Source organism: Algoriphagus resistens, assembly GCF_001442615.1.
GTDB lineage: Bacteria > Bacteroidota > Bacteroidia > Cytophagales > Cyclobacteriaceae > Algoriphagus > Algoriphagus resistens.
In genome coordinates this window covers 106,941-133,860 of record NZ_LMXN01000015.1, presented here as the reverse complement: position 1 = coordinate 133,860, position 26,920 = coordinate 106,941, and the positions used below count along the sequence as shown (strand labels likewise).

The 26,920-nt window shown below is 42.3% G+C and carries 19 protein-coding genes; 9 read left to right on the top strand and 10 right to left on the bottom strand.

What is annotated here, in order from left to right:
• Positions 1-58 precede the first annotated feature (58 nt).
• From AS141_RS21770 to AS141_RS21740, 7 genes are all read right to left on the bottom strand, one after another.
• The gene (locus tag AS141_RS21770; protein ID WP_057939822.1) at positions 59-1,090 is read right to left on the bottom strand and encodes an outer membrane beta-barrel protein; all 1,032 of its coding nucleotides are present in this window, start codon (positions 1,088-1,090) and stop codon (positions 59-61) included.
• A 33-nt stretch (positions 1,091-1,123) separates the two neighbouring features.
• Entirely contained in the window at positions 1,124-1,924 is an 801-nt protein-coding gene (locus AS141_RS21765) for a hypothetical protein (protein WP_057939821.1), read from the bottom strand.
• Positions 1,917-2,486 carry an RNA polymerase sigma factor gene (locus AS141_RS21760; protein WP_057939820.1) on the bottom strand — a complete coding sequence of 190 codons (570 nt, stop codon included), beginning with the start codon at positions 2,484-2,486 and terminating at the stop codon, positions 1,917-1,919. Before AS141_RS21760 ends, AS141_RS21765 begins: the two co-directional genes overlap by 8 nt.
• A 276-nt stretch (positions 2,487-2,762) precedes the next feature.
• Entirely contained in the window at positions 2,763-3,239 is a 477-nt protein-coding gene (locus tag AS141_RS21755) for a hypothetical protein (protein WP_057939819.1), read from the bottom strand.
• Between the two features lie 46 nt (positions 3,240-3,285).
• Positions 3,286-4,686, bottom strand: coding sequence for an MBL fold metallo-hydrolase RNA specificity domain-containing protein (locus tag AS141_RS21750; RefSeq protein WP_057939818.1), 1,401 nt, complete (start codon positions 4,684-4,686; stop codon positions 3,286-3,288).
• A 66-nt stretch (positions 4,687-4,752) separates the two neighbouring features.
• Complete coding sequence (locus AS141_RS21745; RefSeq protein ID WP_057939817.1) at positions 4,753-6,747, bottom strand: PspC domain-containing protein; 1,995 nt, start codon at positions 6,745-6,747, stop codon at positions 4,753-4,755.
• Between the two features lie 2 nt (positions 6,748-6,749).
• Entirely contained in the window at positions 6,750-7,079 is a 330-nt protein-coding gene (locus tag AS141_RS21740; protein WP_057939816.1) for a PadR family transcriptional regulator, read from the bottom strand.
• A 368-nt stretch (positions 7,080-7,447) separates the two neighbouring features.
• On the opposite strand from AS141_RS21740, the gene AS141_RS21735 reads away from it, so the two are divergent.
• From AS141_RS21735 to AS141_RS21715, 5 genes are all read left to right on the top strand, one after another.
• Positions 7,448-8,569: a putative type IX sorting system protein PorV2 gene (locus AS141_RS21735; protein ID WP_449353808.1), complete on the top strand. Its 1,122-nt coding sequence runs from the start codon at positions 7,448-7,450 to the stop codon at positions 8,567-8,569.
• Complete coding sequence (porU2, locus tag AS141_RS21730; protein ID WP_057939815.1) at positions 8,566-13,587, top strand: putative type IX secretion system sortase PorU2; 5,022 nt, start codon at positions 8,566-8,568, stop codon at positions 13,585-13,587. The genes AS141_RS21735 and porU2 overlap by 4 nt, the downstream gene beginning before the upstream one ends.
• A gap of 115 nt (positions 13,588-13,702) precedes the next feature.
• Positions 13,703-14,671, top strand: a complete 969-nt coding sequence (gene arsM / locus AS141_RS21725) for an arsenosugar biosynthesis arsenite methyltransferase ArsM (protein ID WP_057939814.1) — start codon at positions 13,703-13,705, stop codon at positions 14,669-14,671.
• A gap of 271 nt (positions 14,672-14,942) precedes the next feature.
• Complete coding sequence (locus AS141_RS21720) at positions 14,943-15,191, top strand: hypothetical protein (protein ID WP_057939813.1); 249 nt, start codon at positions 14,943-14,945, stop codon at positions 15,189-15,191.
• A 53-nt stretch (positions 15,192-15,244) separates the two neighbouring features.
• Positions 15,245-15,979: a DUF3667 domain-containing protein gene (locus tag AS141_RS21715; RefSeq protein WP_057939812.1), complete on the top strand. Its 735-nt coding sequence runs from the start codon at positions 15,245-15,247 to the stop codon at positions 15,977-15,979.
• 49 nt (positions 15,980-16,028) lie between these two features.
• Here the strand turns inward: AS141_RS21715 and AS141_RS21710 are convergent, their stop codons facing one another.
• Complete coding sequence (locus tag AS141_RS21710; RefSeq protein WP_057939811.1) at positions 16,029-16,724, bottom strand: VTT domain-containing protein; 696 nt, start codon at positions 16,722-16,724, stop codon at positions 16,029-16,031.
• Positions 16,725-16,850: 126 nt separating this feature from the next.
• Between AS141_RS21710 and AS141_RS21705 the strand changes: the two genes are divergently transcribed.
• The 3 genes from AS141_RS21705 (at position 16,851) to AS141_RS21695 (ending at position 19,814) form a co-directional block, all read left to right on the top strand.
• Complete coding sequence (locus AS141_RS21705) at positions 16,851-17,996, top strand: cystathionine gamma-synthase (protein ID WP_057939810.1); 1,146 nt, start codon at positions 16,851-16,853, stop codon at positions 17,994-17,996.
• A gap of 351 nt (positions 17,997-18,347) precedes the next feature.
• Positions 18,348-19,196 carry a methylated-DNA--[protein]-cysteine S-methyltransferase gene (locus AS141_RS21700; protein WP_057939809.1) on the top strand — a complete coding sequence of 283 codons (849 nt, stop codon included), beginning with the start codon at positions 18,348-18,350 and terminating at the stop codon, positions 19,194-19,196.
• Between the two features lie 9 nt (positions 19,197-19,205).
• On the top strand, positions 19,206-19,814 hold the full coding sequence (locus AS141_RS21695; RefSeq protein WP_057939808.1) for an alpha-ketoglutarate-dependent dioxygenase AlkB family protein: 609 nt from the start codon (positions 19,206-19,208) through the stop codon (positions 19,812-19,814).
• Between the two features lie 90 nt (positions 19,815-19,904).
• Here AS141_RS21695 and AS141_RS21690 read toward each other — a convergent pair whose 3' ends face one another.
• Both AS141_RS21690 and AS141_RS21685 read right to left on the bottom strand, forming a co-directional pair.
• Entirely contained in the window at positions 19,905-21,413 is a 1,509-nt protein-coding gene (locus tag AS141_RS21690) for a hypothetical protein (RefSeq protein ID WP_057939807.1), read from the bottom strand.
• A gap of 18 nt (positions 21,414-21,431) precedes the next feature.
• Entirely contained in the window at positions 21,432-24,515 is a 3,084-nt protein-coding gene (locus AS141_RS21685) for a SusC/RagA family TonB-linked outer membrane protein (RefSeq protein WP_082632382.1), read from the bottom strand.
• A gap of 750 nt (positions 24,516-25,265) precedes the next feature.
• Between AS141_RS21685 and AS141_RS21675 the strand changes: the two genes are divergently transcribed.
• Positions 25,266-26,909: a TldD/PmbA family protein gene (locus AS141_RS21675; protein WP_057939804.1), complete on the top strand. Its 1,644-nt coding sequence runs from the start codon at positions 25,266-25,268 to the stop codon at positions 26,907-26,909.
• Positions 26,910-26,920 lie beyond the last annotated feature (11 nt).

Below are 26,920 nucleotides of genomic sequence, written 5' to 3'. Positions count from 1 at the left end.
GACTTCCTGCTCACCAGCAGGGTGCTTAATGAGACATTTGGATAAATGATCCAATCCCTCAAAATACTATCCCAAAAGTGATCGGGTTAAGAGCCGGTCCTTTGTCTTCCTGGAACAGTTCGTTCAGGTCATAGGTAGTGAAGAATTTGACTCTGCCTATGCCAAGCTCACCGCGCACTCCGTACCTGAAATTCTGAAGGTAAAGTCCAGTGTCTTGCTTGTCTTTGTGACGACCTGATCCGCCCAGTTCACGATAGACGTATTTGGATTGACCACCGAGTCTGTATCCTGCATAAGGTCCGGCGGCAATGCGTACGCCTCTTCGTCCATTGTCATTCATTTTGCCAAAATCCAGCTCCAGCATGGTCATCGCTGTAATGTAGGAAGCAGAGATTTTACTCTTGAATCCATCAACGTCCGTTCTTTGGATAAAATCTATGGCTTCATCACCTCTTATGGCCTGGTAGTCTCTGTTTTCAAACTTGAAGTTATAGAACTGAAATCCTAGGCCGAAGTCCCAGTAGAACCCTTTGGAGATTCGCTGAGCAGCCATCCAGTTAACACCTACATTCCAGCTTCCCCAGCCTTTTACTGCATAAGGTTTGTCGGAGGTAGGGAATTTACCATCCTCCAGGTAGTTGTTTACCCCCAGATCAAAGTTGAAGTAAGTTCTGAATGGCGGATCGCTTTTCCTTTTCAAGCCCGGTTCAAAACGAACTTTAGTATTTTCGCCTGTTTCATCTACCAAAATCCGCATACCTCCTATATATACTTCCGTTTCTGCTCCATCTTCTGTCACCTTTACCACCTGCTTGGAGGAACCATCTTTTTTCTTGATTTCCACTATGGTGGTTTCTCCACTGTCCTCATCTTCTTCCAGGTCAAGCTCACGGATGATCTGATTGATGTTCATCAGTTTTAGTTTTTCAAAATCTTCTTTGCTATCCACCATGATGACTATTCTTCCGGATTTCCCGAATTCAATCACCACGCTGTCACTGGGAACGCTGTGGGCTATCGATGGCATTGTTGCGGCAAATCCTAGTTGCACGATTGCCATCATAGAGAATAATAGAAGGTATTTTTTCATTTTTTGTTTCGATTAATGCTAGTTGGTGAGTTGTTATTTCTCAGCTCTCGGCTTACGGGTGGTAATGCTGGCGAATAGATTGTTTTTTGCATCCTGCAGGTCTGCAAATCCCTGATCTACTTTGCCCAGTAATCCCTCCACTTCATTGACTGTTTTGCCGATTTCGGCAATGAGGTTTTTATCTTTTGGTTCTTCTTTTAATCCGCTAGAGTAGATTTTTACAGTGTAGGCTGGTTGTGTTTCAACTGGTTCTGTTACTTCGGCCACAGCTTTTTCCAATTCCACAGGAGGAAATTCAGGTTCTGGGATCACTGATGTTTCCAAAGTAATAGTTGGTGTTTCCTCCCTTACCGTTTTGTCTTGCCCGGTGCCCTCTTTTACCTCTGTCATAGCCACTGGATTTTGAGAAGTTGTTGGCTGGGATTTCTGGGTTTTAGAAGAAGAATCAGCTGGCCTGGCTTTAGGTTTTATACTAGTGGGCTTAGTTATCGGTTCTTCAGTTGTCTGTTGATTTTCCGTTTCTTTTTGTCCTTCCTGTGATGCTTCTGGTGTTATGACTTCGGTCTGAATAGGTGATTCAGTACTTTCTTCTGTGTTATTGCCAGCAAGTATTGGGTTTTCTAAAGTGGTATCTCCTTCCCGCAACACTAAATACCCAATAGTGAAGAAAATAGTCATTGATGCAGCTGCGGCCCACCAGATCCCTTTGTAGGACTTGGACTTCTGCGGCAACTGGGATTCTAATCTTTCCCAGGCAAGTACACTTGGTTTTTCTGTATGGTTTTCCAGTTTTTCTTTGAAAAGCTGATCCAGATTATTCTTTTCCTTAGCCATTGATTCTCCTTTCTTTTGGTGTTTGACTGGCAATTTTTTCTTTTAAAGTATTCCTTGCCCTATTGAGCTGGGACTTCGAAGTGCTTTCGCTTATTCCCAAGAGCTCTCCGATCTCCTGATGTGAGAAACCTTCGATTGCGTAGAGGTTGAACACTGTCCTGTATCCTACCGGAAGGCTTTCTACCAGTTTCATCAGGTCTTCAGTTTCCATGTGATTGAGCTCATAATTATGGTCCTGGTATTCGGTCTCATTTTCCATATTGATCTCCATCATTAGGTGACGGTGACTTCTTAGCGTCATGAGAGCCTGAGTGACGATGATCCGCTTCATCCAGCCTTCAAAACTTCCCTTGGATTGAAATTGGGGCAGCTTTTCAAAGATTTTCATAAAGCCCTCGATCATCACATCTTCGGCATGCTCCCGGTCTTTGAGGTACCGGATGCAGATTGCCAAGAATTTCCCCGAGTATTGATCATACAAGTGGCGCTGCGCCATTCGGTCGCCTTTGAGGCATCCTTGTAATAATCCTGATTCGGTTGAAAAATTGACTCTGCTGAACATTCGATTAAGCTTTCAATTAGGTAGATGCCTTTAGTGAAAAAATGGTTGCTTAGGCAAGTGAAAAAAAGTTAATAATTTTTATCAATAATGCTATTCAAAGTTTTTTTGGGTCTTGTAAATGGCTTATTATAAGTGTCATGTGCTTTTTTCTAAGCTACGTACTTTCCTGTTTTATATTGTGCTGAAATTAAGAATTAAAAATAAAAGGTCTCCTTTTGATCAATTCAATGTCAAAAGGAGACCTTTATAAATGAACCGTATTTTGTTTTCTCTGGATTAGAATGCAGCCTTATAATTTACGACGATATCCAACAATGTCCATTCGTTTTCTTTTACAGTAACCGGCTGGATATTACCATCACCATCGAATATGCTGGCAAATAATCCGCCTTCTTCGACTGTAAGAATAGAATATCTACCGGGACTCAGGTTGATTGAATATTCACCGTTTTCGTCAGTTTCTATTTCAGTGATAGGTTTGGCTGCCACAGATTGGAACAAACCATTTTCTAAGGTTACATCAGAGATTTTAATCAATGGATAAACCCGCACAGTTCTTTTAACAGGATCTCCAATAGTTGTTCGTTTGTTTTTCTTTTCCTGACTGCCTTCTTCCACTATCGTGGGCATCTGATTGCCTTCCTGCCAGGTGACAAGTCCTACTACACCTTGGCCTTCCGGTTGGTAGGGGGCACATTGAAAAAGCAGCAGGATAAATGCTGAAATGAAAAGAAGTTTTACTGGTCTGTTCATGGATTGATGGTTTAAGGTATTTTTATACAGAAGTTGCGCTAGCGTATCAGATTCCCTTAAACAGCATAAATGATTCCAAATAATTTGGAATGACAGTATTCCATCCAAGTTCCTCTTTTAGTTTTGAGGCAAGCACCGTTGTGCTCTTCTCTTCTCCGTGTATTATAAATGTTAGTTGGGGTTTCTCATTGAAGCCTTCTGCCCACTCCATTAATTCGTTTTGATCGGCATGGGCTGACAGTCCTTCCACAGTGTAGATCTTTGCTTTCACAGGGACTTCCTGGCCAAAAATCCTTACCTCAGTCTCACCATTCACAAGCCGTCTGCCCCGGGTGCCTTCTGCCTGGTAACCTACGAAAATGACTCCGTTCTTTTCATTTGGCAAGTGATGGAAAAGGTGATGCAATACACGTCCACCGGTTGCCATGCCACTGGCAGAGATAATGATAGCTTTCCCCTTGAGCTCATTTAGCATACGTGATTGCTCTTGCTTTTGGAAGTAATGCAGCTGGGAATGCTGGAAGGGATGCTGATCGGTATTGTCCAATACGGCTATCAACTGGTGATCCTGATGGAATTCCTTATACAGCCTGGAAACATTTATCGCCATAGGAGAATCTAAATAAATAGGCACATTCGGGATTTTTCCTTTTTTCACCAACTGGTACAAATAATACATCACCAACTGTGTCCTTCCTACTGCAAATGCTGGAATAATCACCAAACCATCTTTGTCAAACACCTCATTGATGGCGCGGGCAAGTTCTTCTTCGGGTTTCACAGGTGTGGAAATCCGGTCCCCATAGGTTGATTCTATCCAGACCACATCCGCTTCCGGGATTAGGGTAGGAGGAAAAAGCAACGGGTCATGATATCTTCCCAAATCGCCTGAGAACACAAGTTTTTTGGTTTGATGATCGCCTTTGATCGTAATCTTCACACTTGCCGCTCCCAAAATATGGCCTGCGTGATAATAGGTGACTTCTACTGCCGGATGGATAGGGAAAGGTTTCTTGAATTCCTTTGGCACCAACAATGGAAATACTGCTTCCGCATCTTCCACAGTATAAAGGGGCTCAGGAATCTTATGTCTGGAATAGCCTTTTTTCCTTGCATATTCAGCTTCCTCTTCCTGAAGCTTTCCAGAGTCTAGGAGTAAGATTTTCGCAAGTTCCGCTGTCACTTCCGTACAATAGATAGGCCCTGAAAAACCATCTTTGACCAGCTTAGGCAGGCATCCGATATGATCCATATGCGCATGGGTGAGCACGATTGCTTCCATTTCTGTAGGTGGCATCGGAAATTTATCCCAGTTTCTCTGACGAAGTTCTCTTCTTCCCTGAAAAAGTCCACAATCTACCAGGAATTCAAAATTTCCCAGATCCAGTAAATATCGGGAGCCAGTCACCGTGCCTGCTGCGCCTAAAAACTTTACAGTTACATCCATTTTGCTTTTGGGTTTAGGGCAAAAAGATACAAAAAAAACAGGCACCCAACTGGGTGCCTGTTTGATTTAGTTAAGCCCGGCGGCGTTGTTTGCAGGATTCTTGGGCTGGTTAAATTTCGCTCTACTGATGCTGTCGAGCTGCTCCCGGTTATATTCTCCAGTATCAGGCTCTTCAACTTCAAAATTAACTCCCTCTGAGTTTTCACTTTCATTCTGTGGCACCTCCTCTTTACAAGTCAGGCAGACCAAACCTTGCTGATTGAATGCCCAGATTGTATTTTGGGAGACATCATTGGATCTAAAGCCGTTTCTATAAATAGTGTTTCTGAGGATTTCCAAAAGTGAACGTTCCATGATAAAAGGCTTTTCATATGGTATTTCAAGGAACAGATTCAGCTTTTGGTCGCGGAAAGTATTAATATTTGAAATATCATAACCCTCGTCAAAAGTGATGATCGAATCCATAACGGTGTAGTTATACCCTATCAATTTAGCATTGTTCATGGCTTCTGCTTTTGTTTTTCCTCTGGAGAAGAAATCCTCCCGAAGTGTCACCAGACTATCTGAGGTTCCTTCCAACTTAAGGTTTACATTGTTGAAAGTGGACTCTTCTCCTATAGGATTCATTCTCAGGATCATAATCCCCTCTGTCACAGGTATAGTCTCCTCTATTTTATGCCAGTTTTCTTCCTTGAACTGGGCAACTATCAGAGGAATCTGGAATGCGCATATTCCTACACACAATAACCATAGTCCAAGTGCTACAAAACCAAATCTGGATCCAATCAGGTTCTTTTGCATCAATACACTTAGACCGAGCAGAATGATGATGATGCCAGGAATGATCAGTAGGAATGATGCACCAACCACCAGCCAAATAGGAACCAGATTGGAGAATAGCTCCACAGGGAAATTGTCCATCAGAACCCGGTAATCATCGTTGGTGAATACGCCCATATAAACAGCCAAACTAAAAATGGGAGCGATGGTCAGTCCTAAGCCAATGAAGAATACAAATAAGCCGAAAATCACCCGGATCACATTCAGGAAGAATCTTCCCAATGGTCCCAGCGCACTTCCAATACCTTCGATCACCTGCCCTATTATCCTAAAAGGGGTCAACAGTATCTGTCTGGTCCTTGACTCTGGGGCCTTTGGGATAGGGTTGATGTTTTCTTTGAGTGTGGAATCAATATTGTCTAAGGTGATCTCTCCCCCTTTCATACGGATTCGCTCTGTAATTGAACTGGCTACAGGAGTGATGATCCACAGAATCAGGTAAATAAGAAATCCTGACCCACCGGCTAAGATCAATAAAACCAAAGCTAATCGCGTATAGATTACTTCCACCCCGAAATATGCCGCCAATCCACTGGCCACACCCCCGATTACCTTGTCATCTGGGTTTCTATAGAGTTTTTTGATATTTTTATCCTCTTCAATCTCATAGGAGACAGGCAAGATAATCCATAGCACGATATAAGCCACAGCGGCAAAAAGTCCAAAACTCAGATTGAGTCTAAAATCATCAAACGGCCAGATATCCAAGAATCCAAAGTTGAAACGCAGATTGCCAGAGAATAACAATAGAATAGCTATTAGCCTGGTCCACAGTGGATCTATCGAGAAGTAATGAGCCATTCCTGCGCACACACCTCCCAGGATTTTTCTGTTTTCCAGGCGAACTAGTTTCTTATAGCCTTTTTTGTCTGCATCCGGGGGAGTTACATATTTATAGAAATCCTGATCATTCGCTGCATTTTCTTCTTCTTCCTCCAAATCGGCTTTCTCTTCTTCTACAGAAGCAAAATCAGCTATGGTTCCCATTTTCTCAATGAGCTTATCGACATTCTCCGCAGTGATTACCTGCTTGTTGTTTTTCAGATTGCTAAGGAAAATCTCAGCGATACGGTTTTCAATATCAGATATGATCTCATGATTATCTTTGTAAGAAGAAAAATGGCGGTTGATGGCATCCAGGTATTTGCGGAGCGTATCGTAGCCGTCTTCTTCGATGTGGAAAAGGATCCCACTGATGTTTATACTTATAGTCTTTTTCATGATCAATTCTTTGAGGTGATTAGGAGGGTGGAATTGACTAGTGATTCCCAGGTAGTGGAAAGTGTGCCAAGAAAGGCTTTTCCTTCTTCTGTGATGGAGTAGTATTTCCTCGGAGGACCGGATTCAGATTCTACCCAGCGATATTCGACCAATGAGGCTGACTTCAGTCGGTTCAGTAGTGGGTACAGTGTGCCTTCCACTACAATCATCTGAGCTTGGGTGAGCTCTTCGATCAGATCTGAAGTATAAACCTCGCCTCGGGAAATGATATGCAATACGCAAAACTCCAAGAGTCCTTTGCGCATTTGAATCTGTGTGTTGGCGACATTCATTTGTTAGGTGATTAGGTGTCTTGTTCCGGAAAATCCTTATTCCCGTCCCTTCTTATTAGAGAAAAATTATACCAATCTTTTCCAAGCTACCTTGTATAACCTATTTCCTTGTCATAAACAGGTAGTAGGTATAAAAAAATAAGATCAAAAAGTGTCTTTACGTACTCTAAGAGACGATTATTGTTTTGATAAGGAAGTCGGGAAAAAATATTTAGAAAAAATACGACCAATTGGGCTTTAATAAAATGTTAAAAATTTGAACATATTTATGTACGAGAGCGGACAGGTGCCTTGTCGATTTTGAGGAATTCTAGTTTGGATTAAAATGGGATTGATAAAAAGGTTTATTTTATAAGGTGAAACATAAAATCAGAAGTCATTTTTTTTTCTGGGCAATAGTACTGGCTTTTTGGGCAGGTCATACTAAACTGTTCGCTCAGGATTTGGCTCCAAAATATTCCAACGAATTTCTAAGTATTGGAGTAGGAGCCAGGGCGCTTGGCATGGGGGGATCCCAGGTATCTGCCGTTCGGGATGTGACAGCAGCCTATTGGAATCCTGCTGCGCTGATGGGCGTGCGGCATAAGTATGAATTCAGTTTGATGCACTCTGAGTATTTTGCCGGCGTGGCCCAGTACGATTATATGGCTTTTACCACACCGATCAAAGATCAAAGCCAAGTGGCAGTTTCGCTCATTCGATTCGGAGTGGATGATATTCCCGATACCAGATTTCTGTACGATGCCAATGGCGCTTTGAATTATAATAATATTCAGTTTTTCAATGCCGCTGATTACGCTTTGCTTCTGAGCTATGCCCGAGATCTTTCGGATAAATTCAAAGTAGGTATGAATGTCAAAGTAATCCACAGGAATGTCGGCAAATTCGCCCAGGCTTGGGGATTTGGACTGGATGTAGGAGGAATTTATATCAAAGATCGACTGACACTGGGCTTGATGGTACGCGATATTACGACCACCTTCAATGCTTGGTCACATGATGCAGAGTTGGTTCGCGAGATATATGCACAGACAGATAATGAGATTCCGGTTAATTCGATAGAATTGACTTTACCTCGTGCGATATCCAGTGTGGCCTACAACTGGAAGATTGGAAACCAATTCAGTTTACTGACCACGCTGGATTTGGATATGACTTTTGACGGGCAGAGAAATACAGTGGTAAGCACATCTTTGTTAAGTATTGATCCCCGGTTTGGATTGGAAGCAGGTTTTCAGAATATAGCATTTCTCCGTGCGGGAATCGGAAACTTCCAGTACATCAAAGATTTTCAGGGCAAAGAAAGTATAAATGTCCAGCCGAGTATGGGAATAGGGGTTTTTGTTAGTGATAAATTTCAAATTGATTATGCTCTTTCTGATATCGGAAATGTATCTGAAACACCTTATTCCCATGTGTTTAGTGTCAAAGTGAGTTTGGAGAAACTGGATCCTGATTTCAGAAAATTTAAAAGCTGGACAGACAAATGATAAAAAGACTACTATTCGTTTTTCTGACATTCTTGATGCTTTATGAGTTTGCTCAAGCCCAGCAGCCAGTCTGGTATAGTTATGATCAGACTTACTACAAGATTTCTACTGCTTCCGATGGTATACATCGCATCTCAGCAGCATCACTGAGTAACTCAGGTATCGATCTGATTGGCTTGGATCCTAGAACTATCAGGCTTTATCATCGCGGAAAAGAAGTAGCGATCCATGTAGAAGGAGAAAATGACGGGAAGTTTGATACAGGAGATTTCATTGACTTTTATGGAAGGAGAAATGATGGGACACTGGATAGATTGCTTTACTCCGATTTTGAAAAGATCCCGAATCCATACTTGAACACTACTTCTGATACCACCGCTTTTTTCCTGACTATCACCAGTGGCCAAAGTGGAAAAAGGATGATTCTCAGGTCTGTGCCAGAGACAACTTTGCCTTTGACAAATAGATATGCCTCGGAAAAACTACTGACTTTTTCCGAACAGTATTCATTGGGTGTTGGATATGCGCTGGGATTTAGATTGTCCAAATTTGACTTGGGACAAGGTTGGATGTCTTCGGTGATCACTAAAGGCAACACCCGCCGGATTGTCTTGGACCAATTGGGAGCGATGGCGAATTCGGGATTGGCAAAGTTGGAATTTGGGCTGGTAGGCAGATCGGAGAATGCACACGCTACAAGAATCTACGCTGGGCCCAATGCCGCATCTCAACGCTTACTGACCACAGTGAATTTTGCCGGATTTGATTATCCCCAGCAATCAATTAACCTGACAATGTCTGATTTCAACCCAGATGGAAGCCTAGTTGTATCCTTCGAATCAGTAGGAACAGAATCTGTGGATAATATATCTGTAGCTTTCGCTAAGGTTACCTTGCAAAACAATGTGGGTACGGGGGATTTTTCTTCAGAGCTTTTTATTTCCCCTCCCGGAAATCAGCGGATTCAGCTCTCTCAGCTTTCCGGATCTTATTCCGCTTTGGAGATCACTGATCCGGCAAATCCTGAGAAAGTTCAGCTATCTGTCAATGCCCAAACCTTGGCCTTCAGAGCCTCTGTTCCTAATGATTCGAGCCGTATTTGGCTGCAGAATGAAGAGAATATCACAGAAATAACCTCACTGGAACAGGTGAAATTCAGAAATTACCTAGCACAGCCAGCAAATTATATTTTGGTAGGACATCATGTGCTGGAGCAGCCTACCACCCAGTTTGACAACCCGCTGAAAGCCTATGCCGAACACCGGGCTTCTCCAGCAGGAGGAGGCTTTGATACGCTGACTGTAAAGGTCGAGGATCTGTATAATCAATTCGGCTATGGAGAATATTCCCCGGTAGCTATTTATGAATTTTTGAAGGCATATTACCCTGTTCACAAGCCAACACATATGCTGTTTGCAGGTAGATCATTGGCGATGTATTCTACCGCGCGAGCAGGGGGAGTAACTTATTTCTACAGAAATAATCCCTCAGCATTTAGCTTCCGGGACCTCATTCCGGCAGGAGGGTTTCCCTTTTCAGATAATGTATACACGGTTGGACTTGATCGGTCCAAACCAAACGTCCCTGCCTTAGCTGTGGGTAGAATTCCTGCAAGAAATGCGCAGCAATTGGCAGATTATCTGGGAAAAGCGATAGAGAAAGATGGGGTAGGGATTTCTGATTCCTGGCAAAAGGAATTGATTCACCTTAGCGGAGGTGTATCTGAGTTTGAGTTGGAGCGCTATTTTAATTTCATGAATGGCTTTAAAACTATTGCCGAAGGACCTTTTCTGGGAGGAAATGTTACTACCTATAGAAAGCGCTCAAACTCTACCGTTGAAGTCATTGATATCACTGGGGATCTGAATGAAGGGCGATCCATGCTGACATTTTTTGGACATGGAGCTCCTACGGTGATCGATATAGAAATCGGTTTTGCTTCAGATCCCACCTTGAACTATCAGAATAAAGGCAAATATCCCGTCATGCTGTTTAACGGCTGTGACTACGGAAGTGCTTATGGAAATAGTTACACCCAAGGGGAAGATTGGGTGATTACTCCGGACAAAGGTGCAATTTCAGTAATGGCAAATTCGGCTATCGGTGTGGATGTGTATCTGCGGCGATATTCTGATATGTTCTACAGGAAGGCATTTTCGGATAGTACTTTGATTTATAGGACACTTGGTGAAGTAAAACAAGAAGCCGAAGCCGCTTATTTGGATGCTTACGGTTCCAGTCCGCTTTCGTATTCCCACATGGAGCAGATGATCAATTATGGTGATCCGGGTTTAAGAATTTTTCCTGCGGACAAAGCTGACTATGCGGTCAAAGTTGAGGAAGTATCAGTGGATAGTTTTGATGAGGTGCCGCTTTCGGTGCTTTCAGACAGTCTTAAATTAAGTTTTGTTTTGCGGAATATCGGGAGGGTAGATACAGACTCTCTGGAATATAAAGTAACCAGAAAATTAGCTGATGGTTCTACTGAGTCCTTTTCTCCGGTAAAAGTCCCCTACATCTCCCGTATAGATTCACTCTCTTTCACCATTCCTAATACAGGCCGTAATTCCGCCGGTGAGAATACTTTCACTATTGAGGTGAATTCTAAAATGGAAGTTGGGGAAATGACCTTTGCCAATAATTCTGTCACGTATTCCAAGTTCATTCCGCTTAGTGGCACATTGAATTTATACCCGGTGGATTATGGAATTGTGAATGGGACCGACACAAACCTGATCGTTCAAGTACCTGGGAAAACTACAGAAGATCGTACCGTTATTATTCAATTAGATACAGCGGCTGCTTTCAATTCCGCTTTCCGCAAAGAGGCTCGTGTCACCACGAGGGGATTGGCGGAAATGCCTTTAGAGCTCTCTTTATTCACTGATAGTACAACGTTCTATTGGAGATCAAAATTTCAGGAAGCCATACCCGGTGAGACAGATGTCTGGACGAACTCCAGCTTCTCTTATATCCCTTCGGGTCCGGAGGGATGGACACAGCGGACGAGCTACCAACTGGAAGAGGATCAGTTGACGAATCTGGAAATCGGTGAATCAGATAGAAAATGGAAATACTTGGATATTCAGGCAAACGTCGAGGTCTTTACTGTAGGAGCAGGAGTGGACACACTTTCGTTCCGAAATACCCAGTTCTATCTGGATCAGATTCCTCAGATCATCGATAATGTGAACAATGCCAATAGTCGCTTGTGTCCAAATGGCTCGTTGGGTTTAGTTGCTTTTGAGCAAAAGAGTCTGATGCCCTATTTGGCTATCCCTGTTCCAGGCTTTGATATCCTGGATTCCCGGGCCTGCGGTCGGGTGCCCCAAATGATCCAGAGCATCCAAAATTCCTGGATTACTACACCGGGCCAAACTATGCTGGTGGACTATGTGAATAATGTGAAAGTGGGTGATTATGTGGTGATTTTTTCCGTAGGTAATGTCACCTTTGAAGCTTGGCCGGATATTGCCATTGAGAAGTTGAAAGAATTCGGAGCCAGTGAAGCTACGCTGAGAGCCTTGAAAACAGGGGATCCTTATATTCTTTATGGTAGAAAAGGCATGCGTCCGGGGGAGGCGATAGAGATAATAGGGGATAAAACCATGGAGGTGCCTTCATCCCAGCAAACGCTTTCATTCGACACCGAACTTTCAGGTTACCTGACTTCTGGAATGATTTTGACACCTAGGGTGGGACCGGCGTCATCCTGGGAGCGATTCTTCCAACATGTGAATTCGAGAAACTGGATTAATGAAGAGGAGAAAACTTACTTTGATATCATCGGAGTGAAAGATAATGGCCAGGAAGAACTACTGGTCGGGAATACTTTTGATCAGGAAATGGATCTGTCATTTATCAACACGGAGGTTTATCCATACTTGAAGTTGCGCTACAGCATGAATGATGCTGAGTCCACGGCTCCGGCGCAATTGGAGAAGTGGCAGGTGAATTATACCGGAGTGCCGGAAGGTGTTTTGATTCTGAAATCAGCCAAGGATCAGATCAATCTTCGTGAGGGCGAGACTGGACTTTTGGAACTGCAATTCAAGAATATTTCCAAGTATAACTTCTCAGACTCCATTCAGGTGGACTGGAAAATGACCAACCTGACGAGTAAAAAGGTGGAAGAGTTTTCTAAGAAATTCCCGGCGTTGAAAGCTGGGGAAGCGTTTGACCTTACGATAGAATTTAATTCTGTAGGAAAATCAGGTGAAAACCGACTGGAGATTTTTGCGAATCCCAGAATCCAGCGTGAGCAGACTTTCCGCAATAATCAGGTAGATATGGGGTCTTATTTTATAGTAGAAGGCGATAATTCCACAGCACTTTTGGATGTGAACTTCGATGGAATTTACATCATGGATGGAGATATCGTGTCGCCAAATGTGATGATTACAGCATTGCTGAAAAATGACCAGACACTGCTTTACAAAAAAGATACGGTGGGACTGGATTTATACCTCAAGCAAAACTGTGAAACCTGCGATTTCAAACGCGTTAGTTTTTCTAACCCAAATCTGAGCTGGACACCAGCCTCAGAAGACGAGGACTTCAAGGTCTCGCTGATTCCTGGACCACTGGAAGACGGTATTTATACACTTCGGATTGCAAATGAAGATTCTCCGGAGCCATATGAGATTACATTCGAAGTGATCAATGAATCCCAGATTACCAATTTCTATCCGTATCCAAATCCCTTCAGCACGGCTGTGCGGTTTATCTTTACGGTGACGGGCATGGAAGTGCCTGATGAAATCAAGATTCAGATTATGACTGTGACCGGAAAAGTCGTCCGGGAGATTTTGCAGAATGAGCTTGGGCCGATCCGTATCGGAAATAACCTGACTGAATATGCTTGGGACGGCAAGGATGAATTTGGTGATCAGCTTGCCAATGGCGTATATATCTATCGGGTGCTAGTCCGCAAAAACGGGCAGTTTATGGAACATAGACCTACGGCAGGGGACAAGGCTTTCAGGAAGGGCTATGGGAAGATGTATTTGCTGAGGTAGCCCGCCGTCTCCAAGGCTGTCTGCCCGGCAAGTTGAATCACGTTCAGTGCAACCCGTACATTTAAGAAATGATGGAAAGTAGCGTATAATGCGATTACTTTATTAAAAAAACTTTATGAGCTACTTAGAAGCAACACACGACTTATATAAAGAAGCAGCCTTAACACCAAATATTGGGCTTTGTTGTACTGCCAATCCAATTTGGGAATTACCAGGCTTAAAGATTCCGAAAATAATGCAACAAATGAACTATGGATGCGGTAGTACTATAAATGCTCGTGATTTAACTCAAAATCCCAAAATTCTATATGTTGGTGTGGGTGGTGGAATGGAATTATTACAATTTTCTTATTTCTCTCGTCAGAAAGGAGGAGTGATTGGTATTGATGTGGTAGATGAAATGCTGGAAGCATCCCGTAAAAACCTTGTGGAAGCCGAAGAAATGAACCCTTGGTTTAAAAGTGAATTCATTGAACTCAAGAAGGGAGATGCATTAAACTTACCTGTAGTTGATAATACTATAGATGTTGCTGCGCAGAACTGCCTGTTTAATATCTTCAAAGAAGCGGATCTCAAACAGGCATTAAATGAGATGTATCGTGTGTTAAAGCCACATGGGAGGTTGGTAATGAGTGACCCAATTTGTGAGCAACCTATGAACGAAACACTAAGAAATGATGAACGCCTACGTGCTCAGTGCTTAAGTGGAAGTCTTTCAATAAATGAATATATAAAAGCCTTGACCGATGCTGGATTTGGTACCATTGAAATTAGAGCACGCAAACCATATAGAATACTCGACACTAAAAATTATCCCACAGAGGAATTAATATTTATTGAAAGCATTGAAATTGCAGCCATTAAAGATCCGGTTCTGCCGGACGGTGCTTGTGTTTTTACTGGAAGAGCGGCAATTTATTACGGAGATGAAGAATATTTCGATGATAAAAAAGGACATGTTTTAGTGAAAAATCAGCCCCTAGCTATTTGTGATAAAACAGCTAGACAGTTTAAAGAGTTGGGTAGAGATGATATTTATATTTCTGGATCTACCTTTCATTACAATGGTGGTGGCTGTTGTTGATTTTTTAAATGGTAATACCCTTAACTTAGTGGGGATATAAGTTTTAATCCTCCATAAAAAAAACAGGATCGCATTCCTAGCAATAAACATAATTATAAGCTTTCACAATAATGCAAAACTATGGTTCTACCACGAATTGAATAGAAGACCTCCGTACAAAATCCAATGTACAAGTTATCAGTGTGGTAAGTGGTCGCTTTGCCGTTGTACCTTTCTTTCTAGTAAAATTCATAATTTGACTTTAATCCAACCAAACCATCAAGCAAAAAAAATGAATCAAAATAAATTAGCTGCTTTCACTGACCAAGAACTGCTGGCAGTAGCAAAAAAAAGTAAACCCACAAAGATTTACGATGCAATAATCATAGGAATGTTGGTTGGGATTGCAATTTACAGCACCCTTAATAATGGGTTTGGCTTGTTGACTTTTCTTCCCCTGATCTACTTACCTATAGCTGCCAAGAACAAGCTCAAAAAATTAGAGTTGGAAAAAGTTTTGAAGGAGAGGAACTTAAAATAGGGAATGGTGATACTTTTATTAGTAATCAAACCTAGCTCATCTTATTAATCCAAATGGAAAATCAGAATTCTTTTGACTATTGCAAAAAGTGCGAGCTATATATCAGTGGGAATTATTGTGTAAGCTGTGGCAGTGCCAAAGAATTGCGACGGATAGATGGAAAATATATAGTCAAAGAAGTCAGTAGTGTTTTAAACTTTGATAAGGGAATATTATACACTGTCAAAGAGTTGCTCATCAGGCCGGGGGTGACCGTCAGGAGGTTTATTGCTGAAGATAGAAACCGGCTGGTGAAACCAGTGATTTTCATCATCATCAGCTCGCTGGTATATTCGGTTTTAAGAGGATTCTTCCAGTTTGAAGATGGATATATCAACTATGATGATTCCAATTTTACGACGGCAACTGTCATTTTTAAGTGGATACAAAATAATTACGGCTATGGGAATTTGATCATGGGGGTTTTTATAGCCTTATGGACTAAGTTACTTTTTAAAAAATATGGCTATAACTTCTATGAGATTCTGATTCTTCTTTGCTTTGTAATGGGAATGGGGATGATTATTCTTGCTGGGTTTGGAATCATTCAAGGGGTGACCAATCTTAAGGTTTTAGATTATGGCGGGATGCTTTTTATGGTTTATAGCTGCTGGGCAATCGGGCAATTTTTTGATAAAAAGCAGGTCTCCAATTACTTCAAAGCGCTTTTTTCTTACATATTAGGTGTTTTCACTTTTGCCATTTCGGTGTTAATGATAGGGTATTTCATTGATTTGATGATAAAATAGACAAAGTCCTGACAATAGGAGGTTGTAGGCTGGTTTTCAGCTCAGCTGATTATTTTCTTGATTTTTTCACATAGCTATAGATTCCTGCCAAACCAATAAGCAGCAGTGCCAGTCCAATTCCCCATTGTAGGGGAGTATTCATGGATTGTTTTGCTGCCAAATAAGAATTGGCTGCCACTCCCGCAGCAAATGCGAGTACGGTCCGTGAAAGCATTCCGGGAATTCCATACACCAGCACTTTCCAGAGCTTGATATTGAGATTGGCAAAAAGGAAGTTGGAAACGGCGAAGGGAACTACCGGTGAGATCCTTACAAAGAATACCAAGGAGCCTTCTTTTTCTTTACGGGACTCAAGCGCAGCATGAAACTTTGGATTTTTTTTAAAAAGTAATTCTGTGAAGCCCATATTGGTCAGTGTGCCCAATACATATCCCAAAACAGAGGCTAGCGAATAGCCTAAAATCAAAAATGGCAGAGAAGTCCAGCCGAAATAAAAACCCGAAGCCAAGGCAACCAATGTGGTGGGAAGAAGCGCCAACCCCATCAGCAATGCACCGATCACAGTGTAGGCAAGATAATCCAATGCACCGTGCAGCTGATATGCATCAAGAAAACTATAATTTGCTGCAAAAATAACACTACCTACAAAAGGCATAGCCGTGACCCATAGCCATGCAAAAATTCCGGCAGGGTGGCTGCTGAAGTACCGACGGATAGTTTTGAATATCCTGCCCTTTTTTGTCATATTTGATTAATCATCATTTGATTCACTAAGAATGTCTGCAAGTTTAATAAGCAGATCCTTAAATCACCGTGAAAATCTCAAAAGGTTTTCTTTAGTAAGAACCAAAACAAGCTAATCCGATTACAAATGAAATTTGGAACAAAAGCCATACATGCAGGAATAGAGCCTGACCCATCTACAGGAGCAATTATGACTCCGATCTACCAGACTTCCACCTATGTGCAAACCTCACCTGGAGACCATAAAGGTTACGAGTATTCGCGCACACACAATCCCACCCGTACCGCTTTGCAAAATAACCTGGCAGCATTGGAAAATGGCAAACATGGCATCTGCTTTTCGTCAGGACTTGGAGCCATCGATGCGGTGATCAAACTCTTCAGTCCCGGTGATGAAATCATCAGCACAAATGACCTCTATGGCGGAACCTATCGCCTGTTTACTAAAGTCTATGAACGATATGGGATCAAATTCAAGTTTGTACCCATGTCGGATGCGGCAAGTATCGCCGACCATATCACCGAAAATACGAGGATGATCTGGGTTGAAACCCCTACCAATCCTATGATGAATATCATAGATATTGCTGCGGCTGCAAAGTTAGGAAAGGGCAAAAATATCCTTGTGGCTGTGGATAATACCTTTGCTTCTCCTTACCTGCAAAATCCACTGGATCTCGGAGCTGATATCGTGATGCATTCGGTAACCAAATATCTTGGAGGACATTCAGACGTAGTGATGGGAGCTTTGGTGGTCAACAACGATGAGCTGGCCGAGAAACTAGTGTTCATCCAGAATGCCTCCGGTGCCACTCCAGGGCCACAGGATTGTTTCTTGGTGTTGAGAGGGATTAAGACCCTTCACCTGAGAATGGAGCGTCATTCTCAAAATGGTAAAACCATAGCAGCCTACCTGAAGAACCATCCCAAAGTAGAAAAAGTCTATTGGCCTGGCTTCGAAGATCATCCAAATCATGATATTGCCAAAAAGCAGATGCGTGACTATGGTGGGATGATTTCCTTTACACTAGTCGGAAACAAGGAATCAGATGCAAGAAAAGTGATGGAAAACTTCCGCTTATTTTCTCTTGCAGAATCCCTTGGTGGAGTAGAGTCACTATGTGGCCACCCGGCATCTATGACTCATGCAAGTATCCCAAAAGAAGAACGGGAGAAAGTGGGGTTGGTCGATTCACTGATCAGGTTGAGTGTAGGAGTGGAAGATGCCGAAGATCTAAAAAGCGATCTGGCAAATGCGCTGAAGAAGATTTAAGGTTTTTGTTTCTGCATAATTAAGCCTTTCATGCTTTATGGACGGCTTTTAAAAGTGTCTATTTAATTATGGGGAGCGGGGGGGCGCAGGGCAACTCTGGAGTGGTTGTAATATAGGAAGCTGATTGTCATAAAGTTTTTTTTATGGCCGTCTGGGCACTTCATTACGATTGGTCCAAGTCATGACACTTTTAAGCAAACGTTTTTTATGAAGCTACCTTGCATCTCCAGAAGCGGGAGCTAAAGGTGAAGAGGGAGTAAAATAGCTTTGTATATTGGAAAAACTGCGCAAGATTTGGGTTTTGACATAGTATGAATCGTTCTACTTTTGAGTAACCTAAGTATTCAAAATATGAACGCGAGCCAATCAATTAATTATAAGCGGATTGCCGAAGCAATTGGTTATATCCAATCCAATTTTAAAAGCCAGCCATCTCTTGAGCAGATTGCAGAGCAGGTGCATCTGAGTCCTTTTCATTTCCAGCGGATGTTTAGTGATTGGGCAGGAGTAAGCCCCAAAAAATTCATGCAGTATCTGAGCGTGGAATATGCCAAGCAGCTTTTGCAGGGGAAAGAAGCGACCCTCTTTGATACTGCGCAGGAAACGGGGCTATCCGGAACCGGAAGGCTTCATGATTTATTTGTGAAAATAGAAGGAATGACTCCCGGGGAATTCAAGAATGGTGGAGAAAACCTCCATATCAATTACAGCTTTGCAGAAAGCCCATTTGGAGAAATCATTGTGGCTTCTACGGGAAAGGGGATTTGTCATTTAGCTTTTTTTGCCGACCAAACAGAAGGGGAAGCGTTGATGAAAGCCCGTTTTCCAAATGCAAAGTACAATCAATTAGTGGATGAAATTCAGCAGGAAGCCTTGTTTATTTTTCATCATGATTGGAGTAAACTCAACCAGATCAAATTGCATTTGCATGGCACTCCCTTCCAATTGAAAGTCTGGGAGGCACTGCTAAAGATACCGCAGGGGAATCTCACAACGTATGGTAGTATCGCCACGGAAATAGATAAACCAAAAGCTTCCCGCGCTATTGGAACTGCCATCGGCAGTAATCCTGTTGCTTTCCTGATTCCCTGCCATCGCGTGATTCAGTCTACCGGTAAACTAGGTGGCTACATGTGGGGCAATACCAGAAAATCAGCAATTATCGGTTGGGAAGCTGCCCAGCTGAACGGAGAAGAATAACAGAAAAACATGGATTTATTCAATAAGGATTTAATCGAGAATATAAATCTGTTGCCCAAGGATGGCACAGTGAATTACTATGGCAAGATTATGCCCACTATTCAGGCGATGAGCTACCTTGATTATTTATTGAATCAGATTCAATGGAAGAATGATGTGGCTGTTATTTTTGGAAAGCGCATTGAAACCAAGCGGAAAGTTGCATGGTATGCAGAAATTCCGTTTGAATACACCTATTCTAACCATACGAAAACTGCCTTACCCTGGACCAGGGAATTGTTGGAACTGAAGGGACTGGTGGAAACCAAAACGGGGGAGACGTTCAATTCCTGCCTGCTGAATCTATACCACAATGGGAGTGAGGGAATGGCCTGGCATAGTGATGGAGAAACAGATTTGAAAAAGAATGGAGCCATTGCTTCAGTGAGTTTTGGAGCTGAACGCAAGTTTGCTTTCAAGCATAAAGTCTCAAAAGAGACTGTTTCGCAAATCTTGGAAAACGGGAGTCTGCTGGTGATGAAGGGAACTACCCAGACGCATTGGATGCATAGACTTCCTCCAACCAAGGTAGTTTCTAAGCCAAGGGTCAACTTGACCTTTCGGACGATTGATAGGTGATGGAAAAAAAATGCGTTGTACCAATAAAAGGCACAACGCATTTGCTTTTACCAGCATTGGTTAATCAGGATGCTGAAACCTGCTGTTGGATTACAAGCCAGGTGGGGTGTACCATGCTCCCTCACCGTCAGAGGTATTTACCCCATCCGCTGCAGACTGACCTCCAAATGTGTATTCAGGAAGACCGAGTACAAGCATCTCCGTGATAGGCACAGGAAAGTGAAGTAATACTCCTCTTTGTAGAATACCTCTTCGCCTTGCATCCATGAAAGGAATTGCCCAATCCGTTCTACAAACTTCGATATCCCGTTCGTCCCAGATTGTTTGCAGTACTTCCTGGTCAGATAGTGTGCTTGGAAGAGGTTCTAATCCGCCGACAGTAACTCTATTTCCTTCATTTAGGATATCAATCGCTGCTTGCGTATTTCCTGTCATCACTTCTGCCTCGGCTATGATTAGTTGATTGATATAATCGAAGAAATAAGGGATAGGGCCAATTCCTCCCGCTCTATAAAATTCATCCCATCTGCCTATTCTGTAATTGCTTCTCAATTGTGCACCTCGTGTAAGGTTGAATCGGGACATATCTTCTTCATAAAAGAAATATAATTCCAGCCTTTTGTCATCAGTAGTAGCAGGAGGTAACAAAGCTGTTGCTTCCAATGGATATCTTTTTGGAAAAGAAGGATCAAAAATCCGGATGATTCTATGGTCAATTCTAAAATACCAATCCAGCCCAGAAATTTCAACAAATGAATTGCTCCAGTTGGAGCCATCCTGCACGATAATATAATCGTCAGTAATACCACCTTGGGCTAGTTCTTTGATTTTTTCCCAGTCATTTGCATCATTTTGTGCTTTTGTCCGGCTTCTAGTCATCATAAAATGGGCTGAGTAAGTACTTGCCAGCCCGGCAAGCTCGGTGCTTCCCATTGGAGACGGCGTATTGATGAATGTCGGGTCTAATTGGAAAGTATTGGAAGAGGCTAGCTGGATCACTTTATCCAGGTCAGCCAATGCCATGTCCATTACAGCATCGTAAGGGGATAGCTCAATTGAGGTGAGTTCTGTGTCTTTGTCTACCACGTACCCTTGATCATAAGTAGAGGCGAGATAGCCTTCTGCCATACCCTTTGCAAAATAGGCAGATGCCAGTACCATTTCGGTCTCTGATCCATCAGGGCCGATTTCTATTCCATCATTTTCAATTAGTCTGATTACATCTATGGCTGAGGAAATAGCTGAATTGGTTAGTCTAAAAGGGTTGTCTATGATCCCAGCTCTGTTTGAATTGGCTAAACTGTTGGCAAATTGGGGCCTAGGCTCTACTTTGAATTCAGACCACCAGTTGCTGACGTTGTTTGTCATAGTTGTATGGTCAGCAGTATGTTCTAGGTTTACCTGGCCTCTATATGCACTAAAAAGACCATAGAGATCTGAAAATGCACCTCCCACAACACCTTTTAAGTCATCAGGTGTGGCTAGTACTTTGTCAGTATTGGGATTGTTTAGGTTTTCTACATCCAGATCGGCACAGGCAGTTATAAGCATGGTGCCAGTCAGTATTGTACCCAAATATATTCTTAGTGATTTTTTCATAATTGATGGAATTTAGAATTAGAACCTTAATTCAATGGCGGCAGTAAATGTTCTGAACATTGGATATACATAGGAATCAGATCTGAAAGTCGTAGGATCATCGGCACTGAGCGAAGCAACTTCTGGGTCAAAGCCTGTATAGTCTGTAAACGTCAGGAGGTTTCTGCCTATAAGAGAAAATTTTGCATCATGGAAGACTTTTCCTATTCCTATTGTATTCATCATGGACTCATCAATTCTATAGGTCAAGGCTATCTCGCGGAGCTTCATATAAGTAGCCTTTTCCACAAAATGTTTTGAAGGTGCAGCACCGTTATACAAACTGGTAGCACCTGAGTAATAAGGCACTGATTTGCGCTGACCTTCAGGCTTACCGAATTGGTCCAGATCCCCATGACGTTCCTGGAAGTAGAGATTTTGCTTGGAAGAATTGTAAATATCCCCACCTATTTGTGCATCTAAGAGTACGAATAGTGATAGATTCTTATAGCGAAGTGTATTGGTTAATCCTACTATCAAATCGGGTGCGCTATTTCCTATTTTTGCATCAAGCTTTTGGCCCGTTGTAGGATCATATAAAATCGTAGCGGATTCAGCTGAGGTATTTTCTGTACCTGCTGCAACCATATACCCATCTGAGTTTTGCTCAAAATCTGCAGGAGTCTTATTGGATTCAGAATTTGGCAGATAGCCTGATATATTGGTTATAAAACCATCGTTGTCTAAAATAAAATCACTTGCGGATTCTGCAAACACGTTCCCATACATAACACCAAATTGTTCTCCTTCGGCTATTCTGAACATGCCGCTGGTTATTCCATCACCGCGAAGTATAGTTGGTACTCCAAGGTACTCCACTGTGGACTTGGAATTGCTCGCAACGATATTGAAGTTCCAGGAGAAATCTGTTCTTTCAATCAAAAATGAACCTAGGCTAAACTCATAGGCATGAGTTCGTACAGTACCGGCATTTTGCCACTGAGAACTGAAACCTGCAACACTGGAAAGAGGTACTTCCAATATCTGATCATCCGCTTTGATGTTGGCATAATTAAACTCAAAAGTCCATTTATTGAAGAAAGTAGCATTAATACCAACTTCAAATTCTCCGATTTTTGAAGGTTTTAGCGCTCTGTTGCCCAATACGTCTTTTGAGGCAACACCTCGGTCTAAGTCAAATGTTTCATATTGTGCTTCAAACCGAGGTCTAGCCCCAGATGTTCCATAGGAGGCTCTTAATTTAAGTTCCTGAAATCCTGGTATTTGTATGTCTTCAGACAACCTGTATGCTGCGGTTCCACGATAGAATAATTGATACCGCTCATCCTCTCCAAATAGTGAAGAACCATCTCTTCTTATTAATCCTTCAAATATGTACTTATCCTTATAGTCCAGCCCCAAATTCAGAAATAAATTTTCAGCTCGAATGTCTGTTATTGAATTGGTTACATCTAAGGTGCTTGGGTCTACATTTGTAAATCTGGGAATGTCAATGACAGCGAAATTGGAACCTTCAATATCAGTTCTTTCATCAGTATATTTCTCAAATTGATACCTGAGCGTCAGCAGTGAATTCCAATCTCCAAATTTCTTTTGGGCATACGCTGATGCGGTAACAACTTCGGCACTTTTGTTTCTCCAAGTCTGTGAAAGTGAGCCAAGCCCCCCTTCTGGCCTATTCTGTGTGACATATCCCTTAGGAGTATAGTTTTCGTTGGTATTCCACTCCCTGTCCATAGAGTATTGTCCTTCTAAACTAAGCCAGTTGAGGATTTTATAATTTGCTTGAATATTTTGAAGCAACCTCCTTCTGTCTCTTCTGAAAAACCTGTTGCGCACCTCATATAAAGGATTCTGTAGATTGCTCTGAGACCTCGGTAATACACCTCCATCCCTGTTGGCGAACAAATCCTGATCAGGTTCATGGGCTAGAACAGGGTAAAACAAGCCGCTTTGTCCATTTTCGCCATTGTTTGGGCTATCCGAATTGACATAGAGTGTACTGCTTGTCAGTTTGATTTTGTCCGTAAGTTGGTGATCTACATTCAGACGTAAACTCTGCCTTTTGTATGCGGGCATATCCACTACAATCCCTCCCTGGTTCAGATTTTCAAAACCCAGAAAGAAGTTTGTCTTTGAACCTGTGTTTGCAACAGACACATTGGTAGTGTAGAATGGTTGGGCCTTAAACAGTAATTCCTGATTATTAAATATTTGAGGATACTCATTGTCCATGATCCCATCCGCCTCCTCAACCCGGGTGTTGGGGTTGTTGGGATTGGTCAATACATAGCTTCCGTCAGGGTTCAGCTGATATCTGTGATGATAGGACAGGGGGACTTGATTTGCCAGGTAGCTATTTCCTATTTCCTGACGTAAAGTTATCCTGGTCACACCTTCCCGTTCAGCCCCTCTTTTGGTGATAATCTGTATTACTCCGTTTCCGGCCATAGAACCATAAAGTGATGAGGCAGCGGCTCCTTTCAGGACTTCAACGCTTTCGACATCATTCATATTGATGTCTGCCAAGCTCCCTTGTGTGATTACACCATCTACTATAATTAGCGGTTGCTGGCTTCCTGAAATAGCAGTCACTCCCCTAAGCCGAATAGAGGGGGCAGTTCCCGGTCTTCCGGTCCCTTGTACAATCTGAACTCCTGAAACTTTTCCACGGATAGCATTTCCGGGATCAGTTGCCGGGGCTTCTTGTAGCAGCTCTTTGTCTACTTTGCCAATGGCAAAACCCAATTTTTTCGTGGGAGTACCTACGGCAACACCCGTGACGATTACTTCTCCTAAGTCGCTAACAGAGGGGTTCAGGGATACATCAATTGTTGATCTGGTTCCCACAGTTTCCTCTACGGTAGCGTGACCGACAAATGAATATATCAGTACTGAAGATGCTCCCGGGACTGAGATGGAATAGTTTCCATCTAAATCAGTTATAGCCCCATTGGTAGTTCCTTTGATTTGGATGCTTGCTCCGGGTATTGGAAGCCCGTCCTCTGAGGATTCTACCTTCCCGGTGATTGTCATTGACTGACCGAAAAGGCTTCCCCCCGACAAAAGTGTCAATAGAAGAATTAGTCTAAGTTTTTTCATATGGTTGTGATTTGGTTATTAATAGGCTAATTCTATTGAAAAAATAGAATTGAAATCTTGGTTATTTTACAGATTTGAGAACTAAATACCTGCCTCAATAATAAATTTTGAAAATGGGCTGCTTCCCTTTTTTTTGAGAAAAAATAAATTAGTGGAAGAAATTTAATTTGGCTGGAGCTCTAAAAATCCACAATGGATTTACATGAGTGGTTTTACCAAATTTAAAATATAGGGTAAAAAATTAGTATAAATCTGAAAATATTTCAGTGTTATTTAAAATAATGGTTTAAAAACTAGCCAATAATTATTGATATTATGTAAAAATATTAAAAATTGGTTTTATTTGAAATTCTTTCGTTTCTTGATATGGTCGGCTATCTTAGGATAAAATGGAAAGCTTAAGGCTGGCTCTTTAGTTTGAGGATGTGTTGGAGCGATGTTTACACCGGTCAGGACAAACTCCCAAAACAGGATTTCAACTAGGCCTGGTGTCTTAATAAGAGTAAGGGTTCAGTACAGTTTATGCGGCTGGTTTATTTTTGTAAAATTCGTAACCTATGGGTTCAAAAAATGGACTTTTGAAATTTTCAACAGGGATATTCCGGTTCATACCCTGCAAATTTACCGAGTCTGTATTTTTATTTTGCTTAATCCAGAGATAGAAGTACTTTGAGAAAAACTAGTAAACCCAATAACATCAGTAGAAATATAAACCATAAACTTTAACCAAGAGATCAATTGAAATCTAAGATGAAAAGAAGAGATTTTATCCACCTTTCCGGAATGGGGCTCGGTGCCCTGGCCACTTCGGGACTTGTCATGATGGGGAATCCTGTCTCTGCAGAGCGATTGCTCGAACCGGGAATCGATGCTGCTGCCAAAAAAGTTCTGGCTGATATTGCCTTAAATTCAGCTAAGGCGAAGGGAGCGGCCTACACCGATGTAAGAATCGGAAGATACCTAAGACAAAATTTGTTCACCCGTGACAAAAATGTCCAGAATATCTCCAACGGAGAGACCTTTGGTGTTGGGATTAGGGTAATTGCCAATGGTACGTGGGGCTTTTCGTCCACTTCTGATGTCTCACCTGATGGAATTAAGAAATGCGCCGAAAATGCAGTGGCTATAGCCAAAGCAAATTCCAAGCTTCAGAAAGAGCCAGTGGAACTTGCTCCTGAACCGGGTCACGGAGAAGTGACTTGGAATACCCCAATCAGAAAGAATGCATTGGAGATTCCCGTGAAAGAAAAGATTGATCTTTTGTTGAAGGCAAATAATGCCGCAATAGACAATGGAGCGGCTTTTGTCAATTCCGCACTGTTTATGATCAATGAGCAGAAGTATTTCGCTTCCACTGATGGCTCGTACATCGATCAGGATATCCATAGAATCTGGCCTACCTTCACTGTGACGGCGGTAAATAAAGAATCCGGAGGTTTCCGGACCAGACAGGCGCTTAGTGCTCCCATGGGAATGGGGTATGAGTACATGGATGGTCTGGCAGAAGACAAAATCATGAATCCGGCAGGCTTCAACAGTTACAAAAATACCTATGACATCGTAGAAGATGCCAGCGAGGCTGCCAAACACGCCCAGGAGAAAATTGCTGCAAAGTCTGTGATACCGGGTAAATATGATTTGGTATTGGATCCTGATCACTTGGGGTTGACAATCCACGAATCGGTAGGACATCCTCTTGAGTTGGATCGGGTACTTGGTTATGAAGCGAATTATGCAGGAACTAGCTTCGCTACATTGGACAAGTGGAAATCAGGTGATTTTAAATACGGTTCTGACCAAGTAAATATAGTTGCGGACAAGACCCAGCCTTTTTCCCTTGGAAATACAGGTTATGATGATGAAGGTGTCAAAACCAAGGAATGGGATCTGATTAAAAACGGTGTGCTGGTGAATTATCAGGCCATTCGTGACCAGGTGGGGATTTTGGGAGAAAAGGAATCCCATGGCTGCTGCTTTGCGGATAATTGGAGCTCCGTCCAGTTCCAGCGTATGCCGAATGTTTCTTTACGTCCAGGTACGGAGAAACTAAGTCCTGCTGAAATGATCAAGAATGTGGAAAAAGGCATTTATATCCTCGGACGTGGATCTTATTCTATCGATCAGCAGCGGTATAACTTCCAGTTTGGAGGTCAGTTATTCTATGAAATCAAAAATGGTGAAATTGCAGGTATGCTGGAAGATGTGGCTTATCAGTCCAATACTCAGGAATTCTGGAATTCCTGTTCCCAGATTTGCGACAAAGATGACTATAGATTTTTTGGTTCTTTCTTTGACGGGAAAGGTCAGCCATCGCAGTCATCCGCAGTTTCACACGGTAGTTCTACCACCCGCTTCGACGGTGTGAATGTGATCAATACGGGAAGAAATATTTAACCTCAACACGA